Source organism: Streptomyces sp. ALI-76-A (assembly GCF_030287445.1).
Taxonomy (GTDB): domain Bacteria; phylum Actinomycetota; class Actinomycetes; order Streptomycetales; family Streptomycetaceae; genus Streptomyces.
In genome coordinates, this window is record NZ_JASVWB010000002.1 from 181,748 (window position 1) to 200,185 (window position 18,438).

The 18,438-nt window shown below is 69.3% G+C and carries 15 protein-coding genes and 4 pseudogenes; 12 read left to right on the forward strand and 7 right to left on the reverse strand.

What is annotated here, in order from left to right; genetic code table 11:
* Positions 1-69: 69 nt before the first annotated feature.
* Both QQS16_RS01455 and QQS16_RS01460 read left to right on the forward strand, forming a co-directional pair.
* The gene (locus tag QQS16_RS01455) at positions 70-1,164 is read left to right on the forward strand and encodes a hypothetical protein (protein ID WP_286059712.1); all 1,095 of its coding nucleotides are present in this window, start codon (positions 70-72) and stop codon (positions 1,162-1,164) included.
* A gap of 43 nt (positions 1,165-1,207) precedes the next feature.
* Positions 1,208-1,714 (forward strand): hypothetical protein, encoded by a 507-nt coding sequence (locus QQS16_RS01460; RefSeq protein WP_286059713.1) that lies wholly within the window; start codon positions 1,208-1,210, stop codon positions 1,712-1,714.
* A gap of 148 nt (positions 1,715-1,862) precedes the next feature.
* Here QQS16_RS01460 and QQS16_RS01465 read toward each other — a convergent pair whose 3' ends face one another.
* The 3 genes and pseudogenes from QQS16_RS01465 to QQS16_RS43805 all read right to left on the reverse strand — a co-directional run.
* Positions 1,863-2,393, reverse strand: coding sequence for a hypothetical protein (locus QQS16_RS01465; RefSeq protein ID WP_286059715.1), 531 nt, complete (start codon positions 2,391-2,393; stop codon positions 1,863-1,865).
* Between the two features lie 296 nt (positions 2,394-2,689).
* Positions 2,690-2,823 (reverse strand): annotated as a pseudogene (locus tag QQS16_RS43800) (IS3-like element ISRhosp5 family transposase); the annotation flags it as partial.
* 27 nt (positions 2,824-2,850) lie between these two features.
* Positions 2,851-3,102, reverse strand: a pseudogene (locus QQS16_RS43805) (transposase); the annotation flags it as partial.
* 537 nt (positions 3,103-3,639) lie between these two features.
* Here QQS16_RS43805 and QQS16_RS01480 point away from each other — a divergent pair.
* The 3 genes from QQS16_RS01480 (at position 3,640) to QQS16_RS01490 (ending at position 7,850) form a co-directional block, all read left to right on the forward strand.
* On the forward strand, positions 3,640-3,795 hold the full coding sequence (locus QQS16_RS01480; protein ID WP_286059719.1) for an ATP-dependent DNA ligase: 156 nt from the start codon (positions 3,640-3,642) through the stop codon (positions 3,793-3,795).
* 370 nt (positions 3,796-4,165) lie between these two features.
* The gene (locus QQS16_RS01485; protein ID WP_286059721.1) at positions 4,166-7,267 is read left to right on the forward strand and encodes an AfsR/SARP family transcriptional regulator; all 3,102 of its coding nucleotides are present in this window, start codon (positions 4,166-4,168) and stop codon (positions 7,265-7,267) included.
* A gap of 79 nt (positions 7,268-7,346) precedes the next feature.
* Positions 7,347-7,850: a hypothetical protein gene (locus QQS16_RS01490; RefSeq protein WP_286059722.1), complete on the forward strand. Its 504-nt coding sequence runs from the start codon at positions 7,347-7,349 to the stop codon at positions 7,848-7,850.
* 256 nt (positions 7,851-8,106) lie between these two features.
* On the opposite strand, the gene QQS16_RS43810 is transcribed toward QQS16_RS01490, so the two are convergent.
* Together QQS16_RS43810 and QQS16_RS01500 are read right to left on the reverse strand one after the other, a co-directional pair.
* A complete protein-coding gene (locus QQS16_RS43810) occupies positions 8,107-8,655 on the reverse strand; it encodes an AMIN-like domain-containing (lipo)protein (protein WP_286059723.1) in 549 nt (182 codons plus the stop codon).
* Positions 8,656-9,136: 481 nt separating this feature from the next.
* Positions 9,137-9,598 (reverse strand): nuclear transport factor 2 family protein, encoded by a 462-nt coding sequence (locus tag QQS16_RS01500; protein ID WP_286059725.1) that lies wholly within the window; start codon positions 9,596-9,598, stop codon positions 9,137-9,139.
* Positions 9,599-9,683: 85 nt separating this feature from the next.
* Between QQS16_RS01500 and QQS16_RS01505 the strand changes: the two genes are divergently transcribed.
* Positions 9,684-10,250, forward strand: coding sequence for a TetR/AcrR family transcriptional regulator (locus QQS16_RS01505; protein ID WP_286059726.1), 567 nt, complete (start codon positions 9,684-9,686; stop codon positions 10,248-10,250).
* Between the two features lie 272 nt (positions 10,251-10,522).
* Here QQS16_RS01505 and QQS16_RS01510 read toward each other — a convergent pair.
* Positions 10,523-10,960 (reverse strand): annotated as a pseudogene (locus QQS16_RS01510) (telomere-associated protein Tap); the annotation flags it as partial.
* A gap of 722 nt (positions 10,961-11,682) precedes the next feature.
* Here QQS16_RS01510 and QQS16_RS01515 point away from each other — a divergent pair.
* The 3 genes and pseudogenes from QQS16_RS01515 to QQS16_RS01525 all read left to right on the forward strand — a co-directional run.
* Positions 11,683-12,234 (forward strand): annotated as a pseudogene (locus QQS16_RS01515) (polysaccharide lyase family protein); the annotation flags it as partial.
* Between the two features lie 421 nt (positions 12,235-12,655).
* Positions 12,656-13,759, forward strand: a complete 1,104-nt coding sequence (locus QQS16_RS01520) for an SPFH domain-containing protein (protein WP_286059729.1) — start codon at positions 12,656-12,658, stop codon at positions 13,757-13,759.
* Positions 13,756-14,682, forward strand: a complete 927-nt coding sequence (locus QQS16_RS01525; RefSeq protein ID WP_286059731.1) for a hypothetical protein — start codon at positions 13,756-13,758, stop codon at positions 14,680-14,682. The genes QQS16_RS01520 and QQS16_RS01525 overlap by 4 nt, the downstream gene beginning before the upstream one ends.
* A gap of 302 nt (positions 14,683-14,984) precedes the next feature.
* Here QQS16_RS01525 and QQS16_RS01530 read toward each other — a convergent pair whose 3' ends face one another.
* Positions 14,985-15,602 carry a TetR/AcrR family transcriptional regulator gene (locus QQS16_RS01530; RefSeq protein ID WP_286059733.1) on the reverse strand — a complete coding sequence of 206 codons (618 nt, stop codon included), beginning with the start codon at positions 15,600-15,602 and terminating at the stop codon, positions 14,985-14,987.
* Between the two features lie 122 nt (positions 15,603-15,724).
* Between QQS16_RS01530 and QQS16_RS01535 the strand changes: the two genes are divergently transcribed.
* From QQS16_RS01535 to QQS16_RS01545, 3 genes are all read left to right on the forward strand, one after another.
* Entirely contained in the window at positions 15,725-15,925 is a 201-nt protein-coding gene (locus QQS16_RS01535) for a Dabb family protein (RefSeq protein ID WP_286059735.1), read from the forward strand.
* Between the two features lie 226 nt (positions 15,926-16,151).
* Positions 16,152-17,054, forward strand: coding sequence for an NAD-dependent epimerase/dehydratase family protein (locus QQS16_RS01540; RefSeq protein WP_286059736.1), 903 nt, complete (start codon positions 16,152-16,154; stop codon positions 17,052-17,054).
* 403 nt (positions 17,055-17,457) lie between these two features.
* Complete coding sequence (locus QQS16_RS01545) at positions 17,458-18,381, forward strand: Ppx/GppA phosphatase family protein (RefSeq protein ID WP_286059738.1); 924 nt, start codon at positions 17,458-17,460, stop codon at positions 18,379-18,381.
* The last annotated feature ends 57 nt before the right edge of the window (positions 18,382-18,438 follow it).

Consider the following 18,438-nt stretch of genomic DNA (forward strand, 5'->3'; position numbering starts at 1 on the left):
GAACGTGTGCAGACTTCTGTTTACCTTTCACCGGGCACGGTTCGGACGAAAATAGTCGAGGACGGGTAGATGCCTTCCAACGCGTACAGCCTGGTACCGGCCAAGCGTCAGCCGCTGACGAAGAAGAACCTGCGGGAACTCAACATCGAGCAGAACTGGCAGTCGATCCTGGATCACCCCAACCTGGTCTACGTCGACGACTACGGTGCCCAGCACAAACCCGTCGGGTTCTCCGTGAACAAGACGAGGTTCGGCTCCTTCCCCGGGACCGCGTTCGAGCTGGGCTGGCTCGCCTACATGAACCTCGGGGAGCCGCTGATCGAGGTGCGCGGCGACATCGGCCGGCCTCCGCCCGACACCTTCTCCTCACGCACCTACGTCAATCACAGCCAGTCGGAGATGACCTTCACCGACTCGGTCGACTTCACCGTGTCGAACGGGGTCACTTGGTCGCTGCACGGGGACGCCAAGCTCACCTTCGGCGGCAGCGTCGGCGCATCCCTTCAGCTGCAGCTGCAAAACCAGCTCCGGCTGGACCTTCAGTCGCAGCTCGCGGCGTCGTGCCAGAACGGCACGGCGAACAAGAACGCGAACACGGTGACCAACAAGAACAGCAAGGACAGCGTCGGCGTCGACAACGCCAACACCACCGAGACCTCCGCGAGCACCTCCGCAACGAACTCCGCGTCGAACGGCATGACCAACTCGGTGGGGTTCACGACGAGCGGCAGCGCCACCGGCAACGCCTCGCTCAACGCGCAGCTTGCCCTGGGCATCGCGGCCACCGTCGGGGGCTCGCTGAACACCAGCTGGGCCTCGAAGTCGCAGATCTCCGGCAAGGTCCCGCCGAACTCCCGCGTGCAGACCATGGTCACGCAGCGGCGCACCCGCAAGCAGTACACCTACGAGATCCCGGTGACCTTCTCCGGGCTGATCGCCGTGCGGTACGACGTGCCGGTGACGGTCCTGTCTCCCCCGCAGTCCGGGGACTATCCCGGCCTCGAGCAAGTGGTCGCCCGCGACATCGCCGACATCGACCTGGCACCCGGCGGCTTCCGCATGAAAGGGCTGGCCGAGGTCGTCTCCGCCCTGGAGGTCCACCACACGATGCTCGACGGCGAGGCCCTCGCCGTCAGCGAGCAGACGCTGCACAAGCAGCCCTGACCGCGCGGCGCCGCCGCCACGACGACGACCAGAGGTGACGACCATGGTGTTCGACAACATCTTCAACTCCGCCGGCAGGGGCGCGGGACTCTTCTCCGTGACCACCGGCAGCACCAAGCCCCGTCCGGGCGAGGGCATCGACTTCGAGGACAGCGACGACGACACGTACGACGACACGAACACCAGCCTGTTCAACAACGCCATCCACGGCGCCTCCTCCCGCGCGAAGATCGTGCAGGAGACATCGCCCGAAGCACGGGCCGTCCTGGGCTTCCTCGGCTCCTTCATCCAGACCACCCAAGCCTCCGCAGGCGCCCAGGCCCAGTACGCCCAGGACCCCGGCTCGGTCACCAAGGCAGCCTCCGCCGGCATGCAGGACGCGAGCGCGACGGTGAGGGAATATGGCGACCTCCAGAAGGACGAGGATCTGGAGAACAGGCCGAAGAAGGACGACTTCAGCAAGCCCCCCAAGACCCCGGAGTCTCCGAAGGCTCCGGAGGCCCCCAAGGCGCCCAAGGCAACCGCGGAGAAGCCGTCCCGCTCCGAGTAGGCCGGACGTGCGAGAGGGGACAGGCCCGAGTTCCTCCTCGAGGACGGCGAACTGGGCATCGGTGACGGCTGCGCCGCATTGGGTTTGCTCATCCTCATCGAGGCGGCGCCTTCGACCTGTAGGACGCCGTTCGGCCTTGACGTCGGGGTCAGGGCCGGCGCCGCCGGCTGGTGAGGTCGGGGACGGAGGCGTGAGTGGCCACCTGCTGCTCCAGGGCCGCGTTGGTCTCCTTGAGCTTGCTGTTCTCGATCTCCAGGACGTGGACGATCCGGGCGAGGAGCTGTGCCTGTCCGCGTAGATCGTCGCGTTCGGCGCGGACGCGGGCCAGGTCCTGCTGCTGCTTGGCCGCCCGGGCCCGCGCCGAGTCAGGCAGCGCTTCGGGGACGGGGGTGCGGGCCTTGACCAGGCCGTAGAACAGGTCCTTGAGGCCGGTGTGTTTGTGGGTGAGCTTGTTGCGGCGCAGTCCGGCTTCGGTGGCCAAGAAGACGATGGTCAGCTTGCCGTCGGAGTGCAGCGGGGCGCCGATCAGCAGGCGCACCATGGCGTCGGTGATGGCTCTGATCTCGGCGGCGTCCTCGGTGTCGGCGTGGCCCTGGGCGTGAGTGAGTGCCTCGCCGACGAGCTCGGCCAGCGCCGCGCCGTCGCGCGGGCCGGGGGCGGCTGCGGCGGGGGTGTTCATCGTCGTTCCTCGACTTCGGTGGCGGCTGGCTGTTGGGCGTCGTGGCGTCGGATGATGGCGTTGAGGTGGGCCTTGCGCTGCTGTTCGCGGGCGGCGATGGGGTAGGGGTCGAGGCCGGCGTCGGCGTCCGCGTCGATCTGCGCGACCTTGGCCCGCAGGGCGGTGATTGGGCTGCCGGTGCGGCTGATGTTCGCGCACGCCGGGTGGCAGCGGAAGTGGTCGGGGGTGCTGCGGCCGCCGTCGCGCGCCCGGTCGCGGTCGGGGGTGCACAGCGCGGTGAACGCGTCGTGGTGGTCCAGGACCTGGCAGAGCCGCTTCACCTCGTAGGTGTCCCGGTGGTCGTCAACGAACTGGAAGCGGCTGATCACCAGTTCGTCTCTCCGGCGAAATACTTGGCCGCCTTGCGGAGGATGTCCCGCTCGGTGGCGAGCTTAAGCTCACTCGCCTCGAGCTCGTCCACCCTCGCCTCCAACTGCCGCACCCGCTCGTGCGGATCAGCGGACGGCACCGCCTCTCGAGGCCGGGCGCCCGGCTTCGCAGCCGCAGCGGTGACGCCACGGCGTTCACGGTCCCGCAGCACCCACTCACGCAGGGTCGCCCGGTTGACGCCCAGGTCAGCGGCGATGCTCTTGTAGGTCGCCCCGGGTGTGGACTCGTACAGGGCCACGGCATCGGCCTTGAACTCGTCCGAGTAGTCCTTCATCGCCATCGGCGGTCTTCTCGCTTCCTCCGGATCAAGCAGATCCAGTATCAGCGTGTCCACCACTCAGGGGGAGGCCCCTTCGTCCTCGGTCATGTCGCCTCCCTCGGTTCATCAACGCATGGGACAGCATGAGGCATGGGCACGACAGCGGCGAGCTCGCCCCTGAGCCCGTCTACCGCTGCAGAGGCCGACCTCAACCAGGACCGGGGCGCAACCGTCGAGGCATGCCAGCCTGTCGGCCACCGTCAAACCCAACAGGCCGTGATCAGATGGGGAATAGCGCAGGTTCGGATTAATGCCTCTTCACCAGTACGTGCGCGAGACGCAGGAGGCGATCGTCGGCGCGGTCACCGGGCCTTTGACGGCGCCCCGGACTCTGCTGCTGGGGCGTTACGACGCGGGCGGGCGACTGAGTACACCGGCCGCACCACCACGCTGCCGCAGGCGGCCGGCCGCGCTGTCGCCGGAATGCTGGCCCCTGCCGCGATAGGGCACCCGTGGACGGGCTGGACGTTCTCCGCCGGATGGGGAACCAGGGAGACCTTGACCGTCACCCTCGTGCGGCCCGAGCTGGTGGTGGAGGTCGGCGTCGATGCCGCCCGGGACAACGCCGGGCGCTGGCGCCATCCCGTCCGCTGGTACCGGGCCCGCCCGGACCTCTCCCCCGGCGACATTGCCCACTTCGGCAATTCTGCGTAGAGCGGAGCAAGTGCCCGTGGATGCGAGCCCGGGAGCCTCTGGCATCGCCACAGCCGACGTCGCGTGAGCGACGGTGGCATTCACGATGCTCTACGGACCAGGCCTGCAGTCCGCGGTGGACCTGGCTGACCGCATCAGCGGACCGGGCTGTATACGGATTCCTGCTAACGTCACTTTTCGGTAAGGGCGAAGGGACGACGAGGTCCTCACCACTCCGGTTGTCTGCGAGCCGCCTTTCCGGGCGGATAGGTCGCGACGGGGGTCGCGGCCGTCACGCAGGTCTCCGGAGAGCGAAACGCTCACGAGTCCGCATGTCACGTGTGCGGGTGGTAGCACCGTTGAGCGGGATAGCAGGGGGATAGTGACGGTTGTGGAGCACGAGCTTGATTTCGGGTTGCTGGGTCCGTTGTTGGTGCGGCGGGCGGGCGTCGTGCTGGATCCGGGGCGGCGCAAGCAGCGGTTGCTGCTGATCCGACTGTTGCTCGCCGATGGCCGTGCGGTCCCTCCCGAGACACTGTGCGAGGAGTTGTGGTCGCCGGAGCCGGGACGGGCACCGGGCCGGGCGACGGCCTCGCTGCATGCCCACGTCAGCAAGGTCCGCGCGGTCCTGGAACCCCCGCACCTGCGCGGGCGGGGGGCGTTCGGGGTACTGGTCACCGAACCGGCCGGCTACGCCCTGCGCGTCCCGCCCGGGAGCCGGGACACCGTGCGTTTCGAGCGGGCTGCCGCCCGGGCGCACCGGCTGCTGGAGCAGGGCCGGACCGGTCACGTGGTGCAGGAGGCCGAGGGGGCCCTGAACATGTGGCGCGGTGCCGCGCTCGCCGACGCCGCGCACCACCTGTTCGCCGCCCAGGAAGCCGCGCGATTGGCGGAGTTGCGCCAGAGCGTGCGGGAGATACGCACCACCGCCCTGCTCCTTCAGGGGCGGACCGTGGAGGCCGTGGAGGCGGCGCGCGAACTGACGGTGGAGCACCCGCTGCGCGAGACCGGCTGGGCCCTGCTGCTGCGCGCCCTGTACATAGCCGGCCGCCACCCCGAGGCACTGCAGCGCTATGCGGACCTGCGCCGACTCCTCGCCGACGAACTCGGCCTCGACCCCGGCCCCCAACTGCGCGCCCTCCACGACGGCATCCTCCGCCACGACCTGCCACCACTGCCCCAGCCGGGAACAACCGGGACAGCGGGCACGACAGCCGGCCCCGGTGCGGGCACCGGGGACGGAGGTGGTGCGCCCGGACCGGCCGGGTCCGGTGCTCCGAAAGAGGGGGAGAGCACCACACCCGTCGGCGGCACACCCCCCGCCAGGGCCACTGGCGCACCCGACGCCGCGGCGGCCCCGTCCGGTGAGAGCGGCGCCCCGACCGCGAGCGGCGATGGAATCGAGCAACTTCCTTCGGCGTGTCCGGCCCAACTGCCGAATGATCTACCGGTGTTCGCGGGACGGACGACCGAGAGCGCATGGCTGTCCGCGGCGAGCGGTGCGCCGGGGCGGCCGGGGTCGGCCGGTGCTCCCGTCGTGGTGATCGGTGGCGCTCCCGGTGTCGGCAAGACCACCTTCGCCGTCCACCATGCCCACCAGATCGCGTCCTCATTTCCAGACGGGCAGCTCTTCGTCAATCTGTGCGGGTTCCACCCGCACGCGCCCGCCGTGGAACCCGGTGACGCCCTGCACGGTTTCCTCACCGCGCTCGGGGTCCCCGCCCCGCGCATCCCCGAGGACACCCCCGGCCGCAGCACCCTGTTCCGCAGCCTGCTGGCCGGTCGCCGCGTCCTGCTCGTCCTGGACAACGCCCGCGACGAGCAACAGGTGCGCCCCCTGCTGCCCGCGGGAACCGGCTGCCTCACCCTGGTCACCAGCCGCAACCAGCTCGTCGGCCTGATCGCGACCGACGGCGCCAAGCCCCTCACCCTTCCCCTGCCCTCACCGGCCGAGGCCCACGAGACGCTGGCGCGGCGGCTGGGAGCGGAACGCCTGGCCGCCGAGCCGACCGCCGCGGACGACATCATCGGGTTGTGCGGGCGGCTGCCCCTGGCACTGGCCGTGGTCGCCGCCCGCGCCGAACTCGACCCCGCCTTCCCCCTGCACGCCATCGCCGACGACCTGCGCCACGCCTCCGGTGGACTGGAGGCGTTCACCGGCTCCGACACCACCACCGATGTCCGGGCCGTGTTCTCCTGGTCCTACCACTCCCTGGAAGAACCCGCCGCCCGCCTCTTCCGCCTCCTGGCCCTCCACCCCGGCCCCGACATCACCACCCCGGCCGCCGCCGGCCTCACCGCACTCCCCCTTGCCCAGACCCGCCGCCTCCTCGCCGAACTGACCCGCTCCTGCCTCCTGGAACAGCCTCTGCCCGGCCGCTTCGCCCTGCACGACCTGCTGCGCGACTACGCCACCGAACTGACCCACACCCACGACACCACCGAGGAACGCCACCACGCCACCCTGCGGGTCCTGGACCACTACATGTTCACCGCCCATGCAGCCAACCGCCTGCTCAAGCACTACATACTGCCCGAAATCGACCTCGGTGCACCGAGTACGGGCGTCGCCCCGGAAGACCTCACCACCGTGGAACAGGCGGACCGCTGGCTCACCGCCGAACACCGGGTGCTCAGCGGCCTGCTGCACACCGCTGTCGGCCAAGGACTGGATCGCCGGATCACCGGGCTGGCCTGGGCGCTGAAGGAGCACCTGAACCGCCGGGAATTCTGGCCCGAGGCGATCAACGCGCTGACCCCCGCCCTGGAAGTGGCCCGGCGCCGGGCCGACCGTCTGGAGGAAGGCCGCTGCCACCACAGCCTCGGCAGCATCCACGGGCACCTCGGCCACCAGGAACAGGCCCTGGACCACCTGCAACGCGCCACCGCGCTCTTCGAGGAGATCGACGCGGTCGGTGAGCAGGCTCGCACCCACTACAGCACGGCGTGCGCGCTGTATCGGTTCGGCCGGATCCAAGAGGCGCTGGTGCCCGCCGAGCGAGGGCTCGTGCTGGCCCGGACTTCGGGGGACGACGTGTGGACGGCCGAGAGCCTCAACGGGCTCTCCTGGCTGCACTCCAGCCTGGGCCGGCCAGAGGTGGGCCTCGTGCACTGCGAGGAGGCCCTCGCCCTGTTCCAGGCCCTGAACGCGCCGTGGCGGGAGGCGATCTGCTGGGACAGCCTGGGCTACACCCTCCATCTGCTCGGCCGATACGAGGAGGCGGAGGCCGCCTACAAGGGGGCGCTGAAGGTGTTCGAGGAGGTGGGGGACCACAGGAACCTCGTGGGCTCGCTGATGCGCCTGGGCGACACCCGCCTGGCCATGGGCGCCTCGGAGGCCGCCCGGGCCGACTGGGTCCGCGCGCTCGCCCACGCCGAACAGCAGGCACTGCCCCGCAGCGTCCAGCAGGTCCGGGACCGGCTAGCCGCCCTGGACGCCGAAGCGGACGGCACGCCCGTGGCGCCGGAGGAAGACACCGCTGGGGGAAATTGACACACACGAGGCACCCCCATGGGCAGGTCACTGCTTTCTGAGCATTGCCGCTGTCAGTAGGCCGGCATCAAAGAGGCCGATGTTGCTGGCATTGCAGCAGCGGTGGGCGGACGCCGCCCTCGCGGTCGCGTTCGACGACCTCGATCCGGTGTCGGCTCCCGGTGGTGCCGGGACGGCGGTGGGGGCCGGGCCGGTGGTGGTCGGCCACCACTGGGCGCCACGTGCCGCCGGATCGAACGCCATGCGTACGCAGCTGATGGCCCTGGACCGCGACCCGCGGGTATCCGGCATGGCGGACGGCCAGTACGGCTGCTGTGGCGCAACCACCGGGGGACAAGTGCGTTCCTGGATGGCGCAGTTGTTCGCCCGCAACGCCGACGGCACCGCCCTGCTGGCCGACTGCCCCGGCCGCCCCGACACCGGCGGTGAACGCGCCCTGCAGGCCGCGCAGGCGGTGGCTGCGGCATGCGCGGACATCGGCTGGAGCCATCGGCGCCTGGCACAGCTGGATGAGGTGCCGACGGCGAACCTGAAGCGGCTGGCCGGCTACCGCCACCTCGCGACCAGGGCAGACCCGGCCTGATGCCCGCAGTGCTCGCGGCCTTCACGCGGACGCGGCCGCGGCCGCTGATCGAGGACGCCGAAGCGGCCGGCGACCCTCGAGGTCCTTGCCGCCGTCTTCCACGCCCTGCTCGTACTCACCGGGAGAACGACCGATGCTCAACTCCCGTCGGCGGGCATGGAACATGGAAGTACCCCGCCCCCACCGGTGCACCGGGCTCCTGCACCTGCTGGGCCACCGGCGGCGGCCCAACACACGGATGTTGGTAGTTGCTCGGCTACCAGCTGTGCGCCACGTCCACTACCAGTCGGTCGGGCAGCACCATCACCCGGAACGGCAGCCTGGCCCGGACACCGAGTCCGATGTGGGTCCCTCCGTCGTAGTAACCGCCGAACTTGGCGTCCCGGAAGGTCCCGTAGCTGCCGAAAGCGAGACCTGGCAGCGGATCCGCGAGCCCGACGCGGTACTGCGAGTCGTCGACCGGCGCGGTGAACTCGATCTCGATGACCGCCCCTCCGGCCACCGGGATACCGGTCTGGGACGGGGGATGGGCGAAACCGGGGACGTACTGAACCCAGTACAGGGCCGGGTCTGACGTCGTCATGCCCGGGATATCGATAACCATCCGGTCATAACAGGCATGCCGGCCGGTCCTGACATCCGTCAGGGAACCGGTCATCGCCATCGATCCCGGTGCGGCCTTCGCCATACTCCCCCAGCCTGCCTCGCAAGCCGTCCCCTGCGGCGCGGCAGCGGCAGTCGACGTAGTGCCTGCTCCCGCCAGTACCAGTGCCAGCGCCGCCAAAGCCGTTACCCAGCGTCTCATCGGCGAGCAACCCCCTCCGTTTTCCGTGAACTGCACATCTACGCCATGTCAGACAAAGAGGAAAGCGAAATGGTTGGAGGCGACGACGGTCACGTTTCGGACAATAAGCCTGGCAATGTACGAGTGACACGAGTGCTGATCGAAGGCTTCAGTGGTTGGACGGGCACCTTGATGCGCCTCCCCGGTAGCGACGTGTTGGTGACGGGGCCCCCGGCGCAGGACTTACCGACCTCGGTCTGGCCCTTCATCTGCGGAGCGGCGGACTGCCCGCCCCGGACATTCGCCGAGCCGTTCTCGCGGCTCGCCGCTCCGCACACATGGTTCACCACGCGGCTCAATCGCGCCCTGGAGCGAGTAGGGCTCGCGCCGGCCGGGCGGGCAGGCACTCGACTGGCTGCCCAGTTGGGCTTCAGCGCGGGACGGATGGCCTTGTCACCCCCCTCCAAGCGTCACCCGGGTTGGGGGGACGTGGAGGCGGGTGTTACTGGAGGGGGATGTCGAGCCCGTAGGCGTCCGCGGGCCGAGGACCGTGGATGCGCCTGTCGGCTTCGGAGATGGCGATGTCGTTGATGCTCGCCTCCCGGCGCCGCATAAGGCCTCGCTCATCGAACTCCCACAGTTCATTGCCGTAACTGCGCCACCACTGGCCTTCCGTGTCGTGCCACTCGTACTGGAAGCGGACGGCGATCCGGTTCTCGTGGAACGCCCAGAGGTTCTTGCGTAGCGCGTAGTCCAGTTCGCGCTCCCACTTCCGTGTCAGGAAGGCGACGATTTCCTCGCGGCCACTGACGAAAGTGTCCCGGTTCCGCCATGTCGAGTCCGCCGTGTAGGCCACAGCCACCCTCTGGGGATCGCGGGTGTTCCAGGCATCCTCGGCGGTCTGGACCTTCTGCAGGGCGGTCTCCCGAGTGAACGGGGGGTAGGGCGGGCGATCTTCCGGCACTGCGGCCTCCTCGCGTCGAGAACGAGCGTTCTCCATCGGTGGGACTAAGATAGGGAACGGTCGTTCTCAAAGTCAAGGAGACCCGATGCCGGCCCCCATCACCGAGGAACAGAACCGCCTGGACCGTGAAGGGCTGCTCGTCGCAGCAGAGAGGCTCTTCTACGAGCGAGGCATCCAAGCGGTCGGAATGGATGAGGTGCGCGCAGCGTCCGGTCTACCGCTGAAGCGGATCTACCGGTTCTTCGCGGCGAAGGAGGATCTCGTCGTGGCGATGCTCAAACGTCGCGACCAACGGTGGAGAGGAGACCTGGCCGCCCACGTGGAACAGGTCCCGGATCCCCGCGAGCGCGTACTCGCGATATTCGACTGGCTTGCCGAGTGGTTCGCACAGCCCGGTTTCCGCGGATGCGCCTGGGTCAACGCCCACGGCGAACTCGGCTCGTCGTCCGAAGCGGTGCTGGCCGAAGTCCGGTCACACAAGCAGGAATTCCACGACCAGATCGCCGTGTGGGTCCACGCCACCGGGGTGCCGGTGGTCGAACCAGTCTTCCTCCTCGCCGAAGGGGCCATCGTGACAGCCGGCATCAGTGGCGACCCGGCCCCAGCCCGTCATGCTCGCGCAGCCGTCGCGACGTTGCTCGGGACACCTTGATCTCTCGGCCACAGCGTCAACAACCTGTGCCCGTGACCGCGGAGGAGCCTCCGGCCATCCGCAGGACGGGCGTATCTGCTCCATAGCTCGCCCATGGGTGAGGAACCGAGTCAGGGCGGTGCGACGGCGGTGTGTCGACGCGCTGGACGAAGACGGTCTGAGCGCGTGCCTCCTCCACCGGCAGCTCATGCACCCGCACCTGTTCGCGAAAGGCGTGCCGCTCGACATCAGCGGCAGGCAGCACTGTGAGGCCCATGCCGACCCCGACGCACGGTGAACGCCGCATGCTTGACGATCTTGCGGTGGAGGTTGAACCGGGTGCGGGAGATGACCGCCGCGCGAATGGCGGGCCGCCAGGTCGGGCGGGCAAGGGCGCGCCGGGGTTCGCCGGGCTTCCAGCCCTCATCGCGCGGGCGCTCGCGGAGCTTGCCCCAGGGCGCCCTTGACCGCTGAGACGACGATCGCCACCTCCGGGTCACGGTCGCGGTAGCCGTCCATCGCGGCGAGGAAGTCGGCCGACTCCGTATCGGCGTGCACGCCGAGGTCGGCCATGGTGGCGAGGAAGGCGTCACGCAGCCGCTCGTGCCAGCCGTCCAGGGAGCGGCCGTTCTCGCAGCGGACGTACACCTCGATGGGCGCGACGTCGTAGCCGAGCTCCACCTCGTAGACTCCGTCGGCGTCACGTACCAGGCTGGACCCTCCGGCCGCTCCGCTGCAGTCCGGGCCGTGGTTACAGCGACGTCAGCCGATCTCGCAGACGTGTGGATCCTCAAGGAGCAGTTGCTGGGATGCGGAACACTTCGCCGGGTGATCGTGATGCGGCCCGTCCTGGAGATATACGCACCTGACGGCTTCGACCTCTGGCCTGTCGCCGAGGTCCAGTCGTTTGCCTTTTCTGCCTCTCAGCGGTGAGCTCTCGCCCGCGGAGGTCGGGACGGCCATGAGGCGCATCGCCAGCTGCAATGACATCGACCCCGACGGCGATCGGCCGCCTCCTCCGGTCGACGCACTCGACTCGTTCCTTCACGGACTGCTGACGTTCGACAACCTCTTCGCGGCCGGTGGCCTGCGGGTCACCGACAACTCCACAGGCGTCACCTTCCTGCCCGTTTGCTGCGATGGGCTGGAGGACTGGCGCGACTGGCACCAGTTCGTCGACGACGGCGGCCTGCTCGGATTCGGCCACGACCCCGTGTCACCGATCGCGGAGCGCTTCGGCGACACCGTCCGGCTCACTGTCAACGCCGAGCAGAGCGACAGTCCGGTGATCGAGTTGTGCGTATCCGAACTCCGCCACCTGCTCGCCGGTGCCGAGCGCGACCTGGCCGACTTCCTAGCGCTGGCTGCCGACTGGGCCTCCAGGCACCTGCCGGGACACGGCGCTGCCGTCACAACCGCCCTTGCCCGCGTTCTCGACCTTCCCGCGCCGGCCACGGTCGACCGCGACACCTCGACCGACCGACAACGCCACGAGGTCACCGGCCTGCGCAACGGCAGCGGCAGCAACCACCTCAAGTGGACCGAGGGCCAGACCTGGCGGGTCACCTACTCGATGTACATTCCCAGCTCCCTGAAGGCGACCACCACCTTCACCCACATCATGCAGATGAAGCAGCCCGGCGCCGGCAGCGCGCCGATCGTCGTGCAGTCGCTGCGCCGGGTGAACGGGGTGCAGACCATCGAACTGAAGCTCTTCGAGAGCGACACCCTCGTCGGCCGCAGCAACCTCGAACCCCTGCACAACAAATGGATCGACGTCGACTTCCAGATCAAGATCGACAACGGCTCGGCCGGCTCGGTGCGCTGGATCATCAAGAACGGCTCCACCACCGTCATCGACGCCTCGAAGTCCGGCGTCGACACCTTCCTCGCCGACCGCGTGCGCCCCAAGTGGGGCATCTACCGCTCCCTCGGCGACACCTCCGGGTCCATGCAGAACTGTTACCTCCTCCTGTCCAACCTGCGCGGATACCAACTCGTGTGAGCACCACACCTACGATCGTCGCTACGCCGCCACGCATTCGGTGAACTGGCTGACTGTCGCTCTTTACGGACACACCGGAAGAACGCAGAACGTTCGTGCATGCGTGCGCTGAAGGGGTGCCACCGGAGGGAGTACCAGCGTCGGTCGCGGCACTCCTCGTCCGTTACGCGCCGGTCGCCGCCATAACGGGCAAGTTCTCTCGCGCATTCCAGCCCAGGCCGCCTCTCCAGCAGCAGCATCTCTCGTCGGTCCGCGCCCCCGGCCGACGCTGTGCCGCAAGACCTGCTCATCGGACGAGCACACCGGCCCCTGGCATTGCCATCGCGTCACATGCCAGTTGTCGTCCACTTGACGACAAGAGGAGGTGCGACTATCTTCCCTTTTATCGTCTCAGTGACGAGAAATGCGATTGGGGGCCTTCATGGCCGACATCATCCGGCGCCTGGGCTGGCGCCATCTGCGCGGCGCCCCGACGACGCATGTGCGCCACCACCGCTCCGGCAAGCTGGTGCACGACGGGCCGGGGCTCAGCTTCTGGTTCCGCGCGTTGAGCGCCGCGCTGTCAGAAGTGCCGGTCGACGACCGGGAGTTGGCCATGACCTTTCACGCCCGCACAGGTGACTTCCAGGACGTGACGGTGCAGTCCACGGTGACGTACCGGATCAGCGACCCGGCCGTAGCCGCCGCCCGCCTGGACTTCTCCATCGACCCGGACACCGGGGTATGGCGCGGTGCACCGTTGGAACAGCTCGGTACGCTGCTGACGGAGACGGCGCAGCAGCACGCGCTGGACGTCCTCGCACGCACGTCGCTGTCGTCGGCGCTGATGGACGGTGTGACGGCGGTGCGGGAACGGGTGGCGGCGGGCCTGGCCTCAGAACCGCGGCTGCCGGCCACCGGCATCGAGATCGTGGCAGTCCGGGTTGTCGCACTGCGCCCCGAGCCGGAGGTGGAACGCGCGTTGCGCACCCCCGCACGCGAGCAGATCCAACAGGAGGCCGACCGGGCGACTTACGAGAGGCGAGCGGTGGCCGTCGAGCGGGAGCGGACCATCGCGGAGAACGAACTCGCAAGCCAGATAGAACTGGCGCGCCGCGAGGAGCAACTGGTCGAGCAGCGGGGTACGAACACCCGGCGCGAGGCAGAGGAGAACGCGGCCGCCGACAAGGTGCGGGCAGAGGCGGAGGCCACGCGTTCCGTGCGCCTCGCGGAGGCGGAGGCCGCAGGCTCGGTGAAACTGGCCGAGGCTGAGGCGCGGCGTACCGAACGGCTGACCCAGGCGGAGGCGGCTCGTACGGTGCAGTTCGCTCGTGCCGAGGCGGAAGCGGCGCGCGAGGTCGGCGAGGCACGGGCACAGGCCCAGGCGGCCTGGCTGCGCGTGCATGGAGAGGTCGACGTGGCCACCCTGCACGCGCTCACCGGGACGCGGCTCGCAGAGAACCTTCCGCGCATCGACAGCGTGACGATATCGCCGGACGTCGTCACCGGCTTGCTGTCGAGGCTCGGTACAGGAGACCGGGGATGAGCTTGGCCCCGCGGGCCGTGCTGGTCTACCGCACCACGGAGTACGAGGAGTTGGTGGCCCGGCACGGCACGCACGGCCAGGCAGCGTTCTTTCTCTCGTCGCGCGGTCGTGACATCGAGGAGATCACCGAGCGTCACCGGCGCACCAGACGCGCGCTCGTGGAGGTGACGGCCGCCATTCCCCTGACGTGGCGCCAGAGTCACGTGGAGCGAAGGGACCTGGACCGGTTCCTGTTCGCCCCCGAGGACGTGGTGGTCGTCGTCGGCCAGGACGGGCTGGTGGCGAACGTCGCCAAGTACCTGACGGGACAGCCGGTGGTGGGCGTCGACGCCGACCCGGGCCGCAACCCGGGCGTCCTGGTCCGCCACCGGCCCGCCGACGCGCGGATGTTCCTGGCCGCCGCGCTGGCCGCCCGCACCGGCACCGGCACCGGCACCACCGAGCTGACCATGGTCGAAGCCGTCGCCGACGACAGCCAGCGACTGCTGGCACTCAACGAGATCTATGTGGGCGCCGCCGGCCACCAGACCGCCCGTTACCGCCTGGGTCTCGACGACGGACGCGGTGCCGTCGAGGCCCAGGCTTCCTCCGGGGTACTGGTGGGCACCGGCACGGGGGCCACCGGCTGGGTCCGGTCGGTGTGGCAGGAGCGGGGCCGCGGTGGGGCGGGCGGCGACTTGCGGCTGCCGGGCCCCACGGAGGAGCGGCTGGTGTGGTTCGTGCGGGAGGCGTGGCCCTCCCCCGCCACCGGCACCTCGCTGGTGGCTGGCGAGCTGGCGGCGGGCAACCGTCTGACCCTCACCGTCGAGTCGGAGCGCCTTGTCGCGTTCGGCGACGGTATCGAGACCGACGCGGTGGAGCTCACTTGGGGCCAGCGTGTCCGGGTCGGGGCATGCGCACAGCGCCTGCGCCTGGTGGGGTGAGCGCCGGCGACGGCTCGCAGACTTGGCCAGCATCCCCAAACCCGCCTCGCAGACCCGCAGCAGGGGCCCGCCCTCGCTCCCCGGACGGCCTGCTGGGCCGCTGCCTACGACCACGCCGGGCGTCTGCGGTACCAGTGGCGTGCCCTGTGCTCACCCCCACCAGCCCGTGGTTGGCACGCCTCAAGTCCGCCCGCTCGTCATCAGACAGCAGCAACGCCTCAAGTTTCGAACCCCGAGGAGGAACTGACGCACCAGCAGCAGAAGTCACACCACCGCTGACAAGCAGCTACTGGCGCAGGACACTAGCTGCTCGCCGGTCGACCGTTCGCCAGCGCCTCGGTTCGCCAGCCGAGAAGGATCGCGCGGAGCGCCTGTTCGGCGAGGTGGCGGGCGCGATCATTGCCTGCGCTGCCGAGGTAACTGAGCGACGCGATGCCGTACAGCGTGCCCCAGAGGATCTCGCAGGCCTGATCGGTATCGGCCAGGACCACGTCGTGTGCAGCCGACCAGGTGGTGAGCAGCTCCTTGAGGACGTCGATGGCCGGTTCCGCGACGCGCCGGCGTTCGTCCGCGTCAACCACCGGGTCGTTCATGACCTGGTAGAGGTGGGGGTGCTCGCCGGCGAACTGGACGTATTCCGACGCGATGCGCATCATGCGCTGGTCCGTATCGGGCTCCTGCGCGGCTCGACGGAACTCGGTCAGCATCAGGTGGTGACCGTGCGCGACCAGCTCCAGTAGGAGCGCGTCCTTGTTGGCGAAGTGCTGGTAGACGACGGGCGCGGAATATTCGACGTCGGTGGCGATGCGCCGGATCGTCAGGGCCGCGATGCCCTCGGTTTCTAGGACGTGCAGCGCGGCCTCGATGATCCGCTCTCGGGTGTTCGCCCGTTCGCGGGCCCGTCTTGTACTGGTCGGCATGGTCCGTCACTTCGCTTCGATGGTGTCCTCGAACACTAGTCACCGCCTTGACCGCGTCGGCGATGCGCGTCATAGTTAACGCCGTTATAAAATCTAACGACGTTAGGAACGGGTAGTAAGTCATGATCTACCACATCAACAGAGTCACGATGAAGGCCACCGCGACGCCCGAGCAGATCGAGGCGGCGCTGGAGAGCTGGCGCAACCAGGGCGGGTCGAACCCTGCCGTCAAGTCCTTCGTCGTCGGCCGCGACCACGGCGGCGACTACACGTACAGCGCGGCTTCGTCGTCGAGGATCTTGACGGGCTCTTCGCCTACCTGACCCACCCGGCCACCTTCCAGACCGACCACCTCGGGCTGCACCTGGTCGAACGGCTGGAGATCTTCGACGTCAGTGACGACGACCCTGACCTGAACGCCGAGATCCAGGAACTGCACCGGCGCCGCAACGAGCTCAACCCGCAGATCGCCGGCATGCTCGCCGACGTGCCTACCTACACCGGCTCCGGCGTGGACGACTGACCGATACCCCGGAGGAGAAAACCGTCATGGCCAAGCACGTCGTCATCGGTGCCGGTTCCATCGGTACCAACGTCGCTCGTCTGCTCGCCGAGCGCGGCGAGAGCGTCCGGATCGTCACCCGCAGCGGCTCCGGTCCCGAGCACCGGCTGATCGACCGGGTCGCAGCGGACGCGTCCGACCCGTCCCGCCTGACCGAGCTGTCCCGCGGCGCGGAAGTGATCTACCACTGCGCCAATCCACCCTCCTACACGGTGTGGGAGCGCCTGTTGCCGCCCCTCCAGACGGCGGCCATCACCGCCGCCAAGACGAACGACGCCGTCCTCGCGCTGACCGGCAGCCTTTACGCCTACGGTCCGCAGCCCGGTGGCCGGATGAACGAACACACCCCCATGGCCGCCACCGGGCACAAGGGCCGCCTGCGCAGACGCATGTGGGAACAGGCCCTCGCCGGGGGGATCCGCACCGTCGAGGTCCGCGGCTCCGACTACATCGGCAAGGACGCCAACGGCATCTACTCCCTGCTCATCAAGTCGGCCCTGCAGAAGGGAAAAGCGGCCTGGATCACCGGCCACCTGGACATGCCGCACACCTTCACCTTCAACGGCGACATGGCACAGGCCCTCATCACGCTGGCCTCGGAAGAACGCGCGTGGGGCCGCCCCTGGCACGTGCCGTCTCCGCCGGCCGTCACCATCCGCGAGCTGGCGCGGCGCTACGCCGTCGCGGCGGACCGACCACCGGTCAAACTGATCCAGATACCGCGCTCCGTGACGCGTACGGCCGGGCTGATCGCGCCGATCGCCCGCGAGATGGCCGAGATGGACTACCAGTGGTACGCGCCGTTCCACATGGACGCGACGGAGACCGCCGACACCTTCCGCCTGACCGCCACCGACCTCGACACCGCCGTCCGCAACGAGGTCAGCTGAACTCCCACCACCACACCTGCACGTCGACGGCAGGTCCGCCGACACCGTGAACGTTCGTGGTACGTCACACCACCGGCTTCGCTCCGTCCTCAAGGCGCCAGGGACGGACCGGCGCCGGTGGCGGGGGTGTGTCAGTCATCGTGCCGGCCGAGTCGCCACCGCCGTCACTCCGACCGGGAAGGAAGCCTTCGACAAGCGGCGGCCCAGCCGCCTCACGCAGGCGTCGCCGGGCCTCGACGCGGACGGCGCCCGCTGCGGACGACACAGCTCCATCCGGGCCGGGCGAGGGATGCACGGGCGGTGACGATATGCTCACGCGGTGAGCCGGAATCCTCGTCGCGCCGTCGTCGCAGGACGGGACAAGAGCCGGTCGGGTCGAGCGAGGAGCCAGGGAGGCGATGGGGTGCGGCAGGCGGGTGTGCTCGATGTCGGCTGCCACAGTGCCCTGTTGACGGTGGTGCGGCGGCGTCCGGGTACGGTGCTGGAGCCGGTGCTCTCGCATAAGGTGCGACTGAGGCTGCACGAGACCTTGGACCGCAAGGGGCGGCTGGACGAGGCCGGGGTGAAAAGCGTCGAGCGGGCAGTGGCCGAGGCCGTCGCCGCGGACCCCCGTCTGCGCGGTCCGGACGTGTACGCATTCGCGACCTCGGTCATCCGGGACGCCCCCAACCGAGACGAGATCATCGCGCGGGTGGCACGCACCACGGGCACCCGCCTGTGCGTTCTGCCCGGCGAGGAAGAGGCGCGGCTGGCCTACGTGGCCGCCCGCCAGTGGGCAGGCCCGACGGCCGGGCAGCTGCTGGTCCTGGACATCGGCGGAGGCACCGTGGAGATTGCCTCCGGCGTCGCAGAGCAGCCCGGCGCCACGCACTCACTGCCGCTGGGTGCCCGCAGGATCACCCGTGACTGGCTCCCCGCCGGCACCGCGCCGACCCAACGCCGCCTGGCCGAGATCCGACAGCACCTGTGCCGGTCCCTGCAAGCCGTCCCCGGCCTGCCGCAGGCCGAACCGGGCGGGCGAGTGCTGGCCTGCTCCAAGACCTTCGAACAACTCGCCCGGCTCACCGCCGCCCAGGGCAAAGCACCGCGAAACAGGCGGCAGCTCGCGCTACCCGAACTGCGTGCGTCCGTCTCCCTGCTGGCCGGCACGGGACCCTCCCGCCGTGCCAAGCTGCCGGGCATCTCCCGGCACCGCGCCGAACAGTCCCTGGCCGGAGCCCTGATCGCAGAATCCCTCATGGAAGCCTGCGGGGCCGAACACGTCGAGATCTGCCCCTGGTCCACCCGGGAGGGACTCCTGCTCGAACGCCTCGGCGTCCCCCACTAGCCGTTCGCTGCACCAGCGCACCCCCACGGGCCCCGGTCTGCACGGCAGCTCGTACGG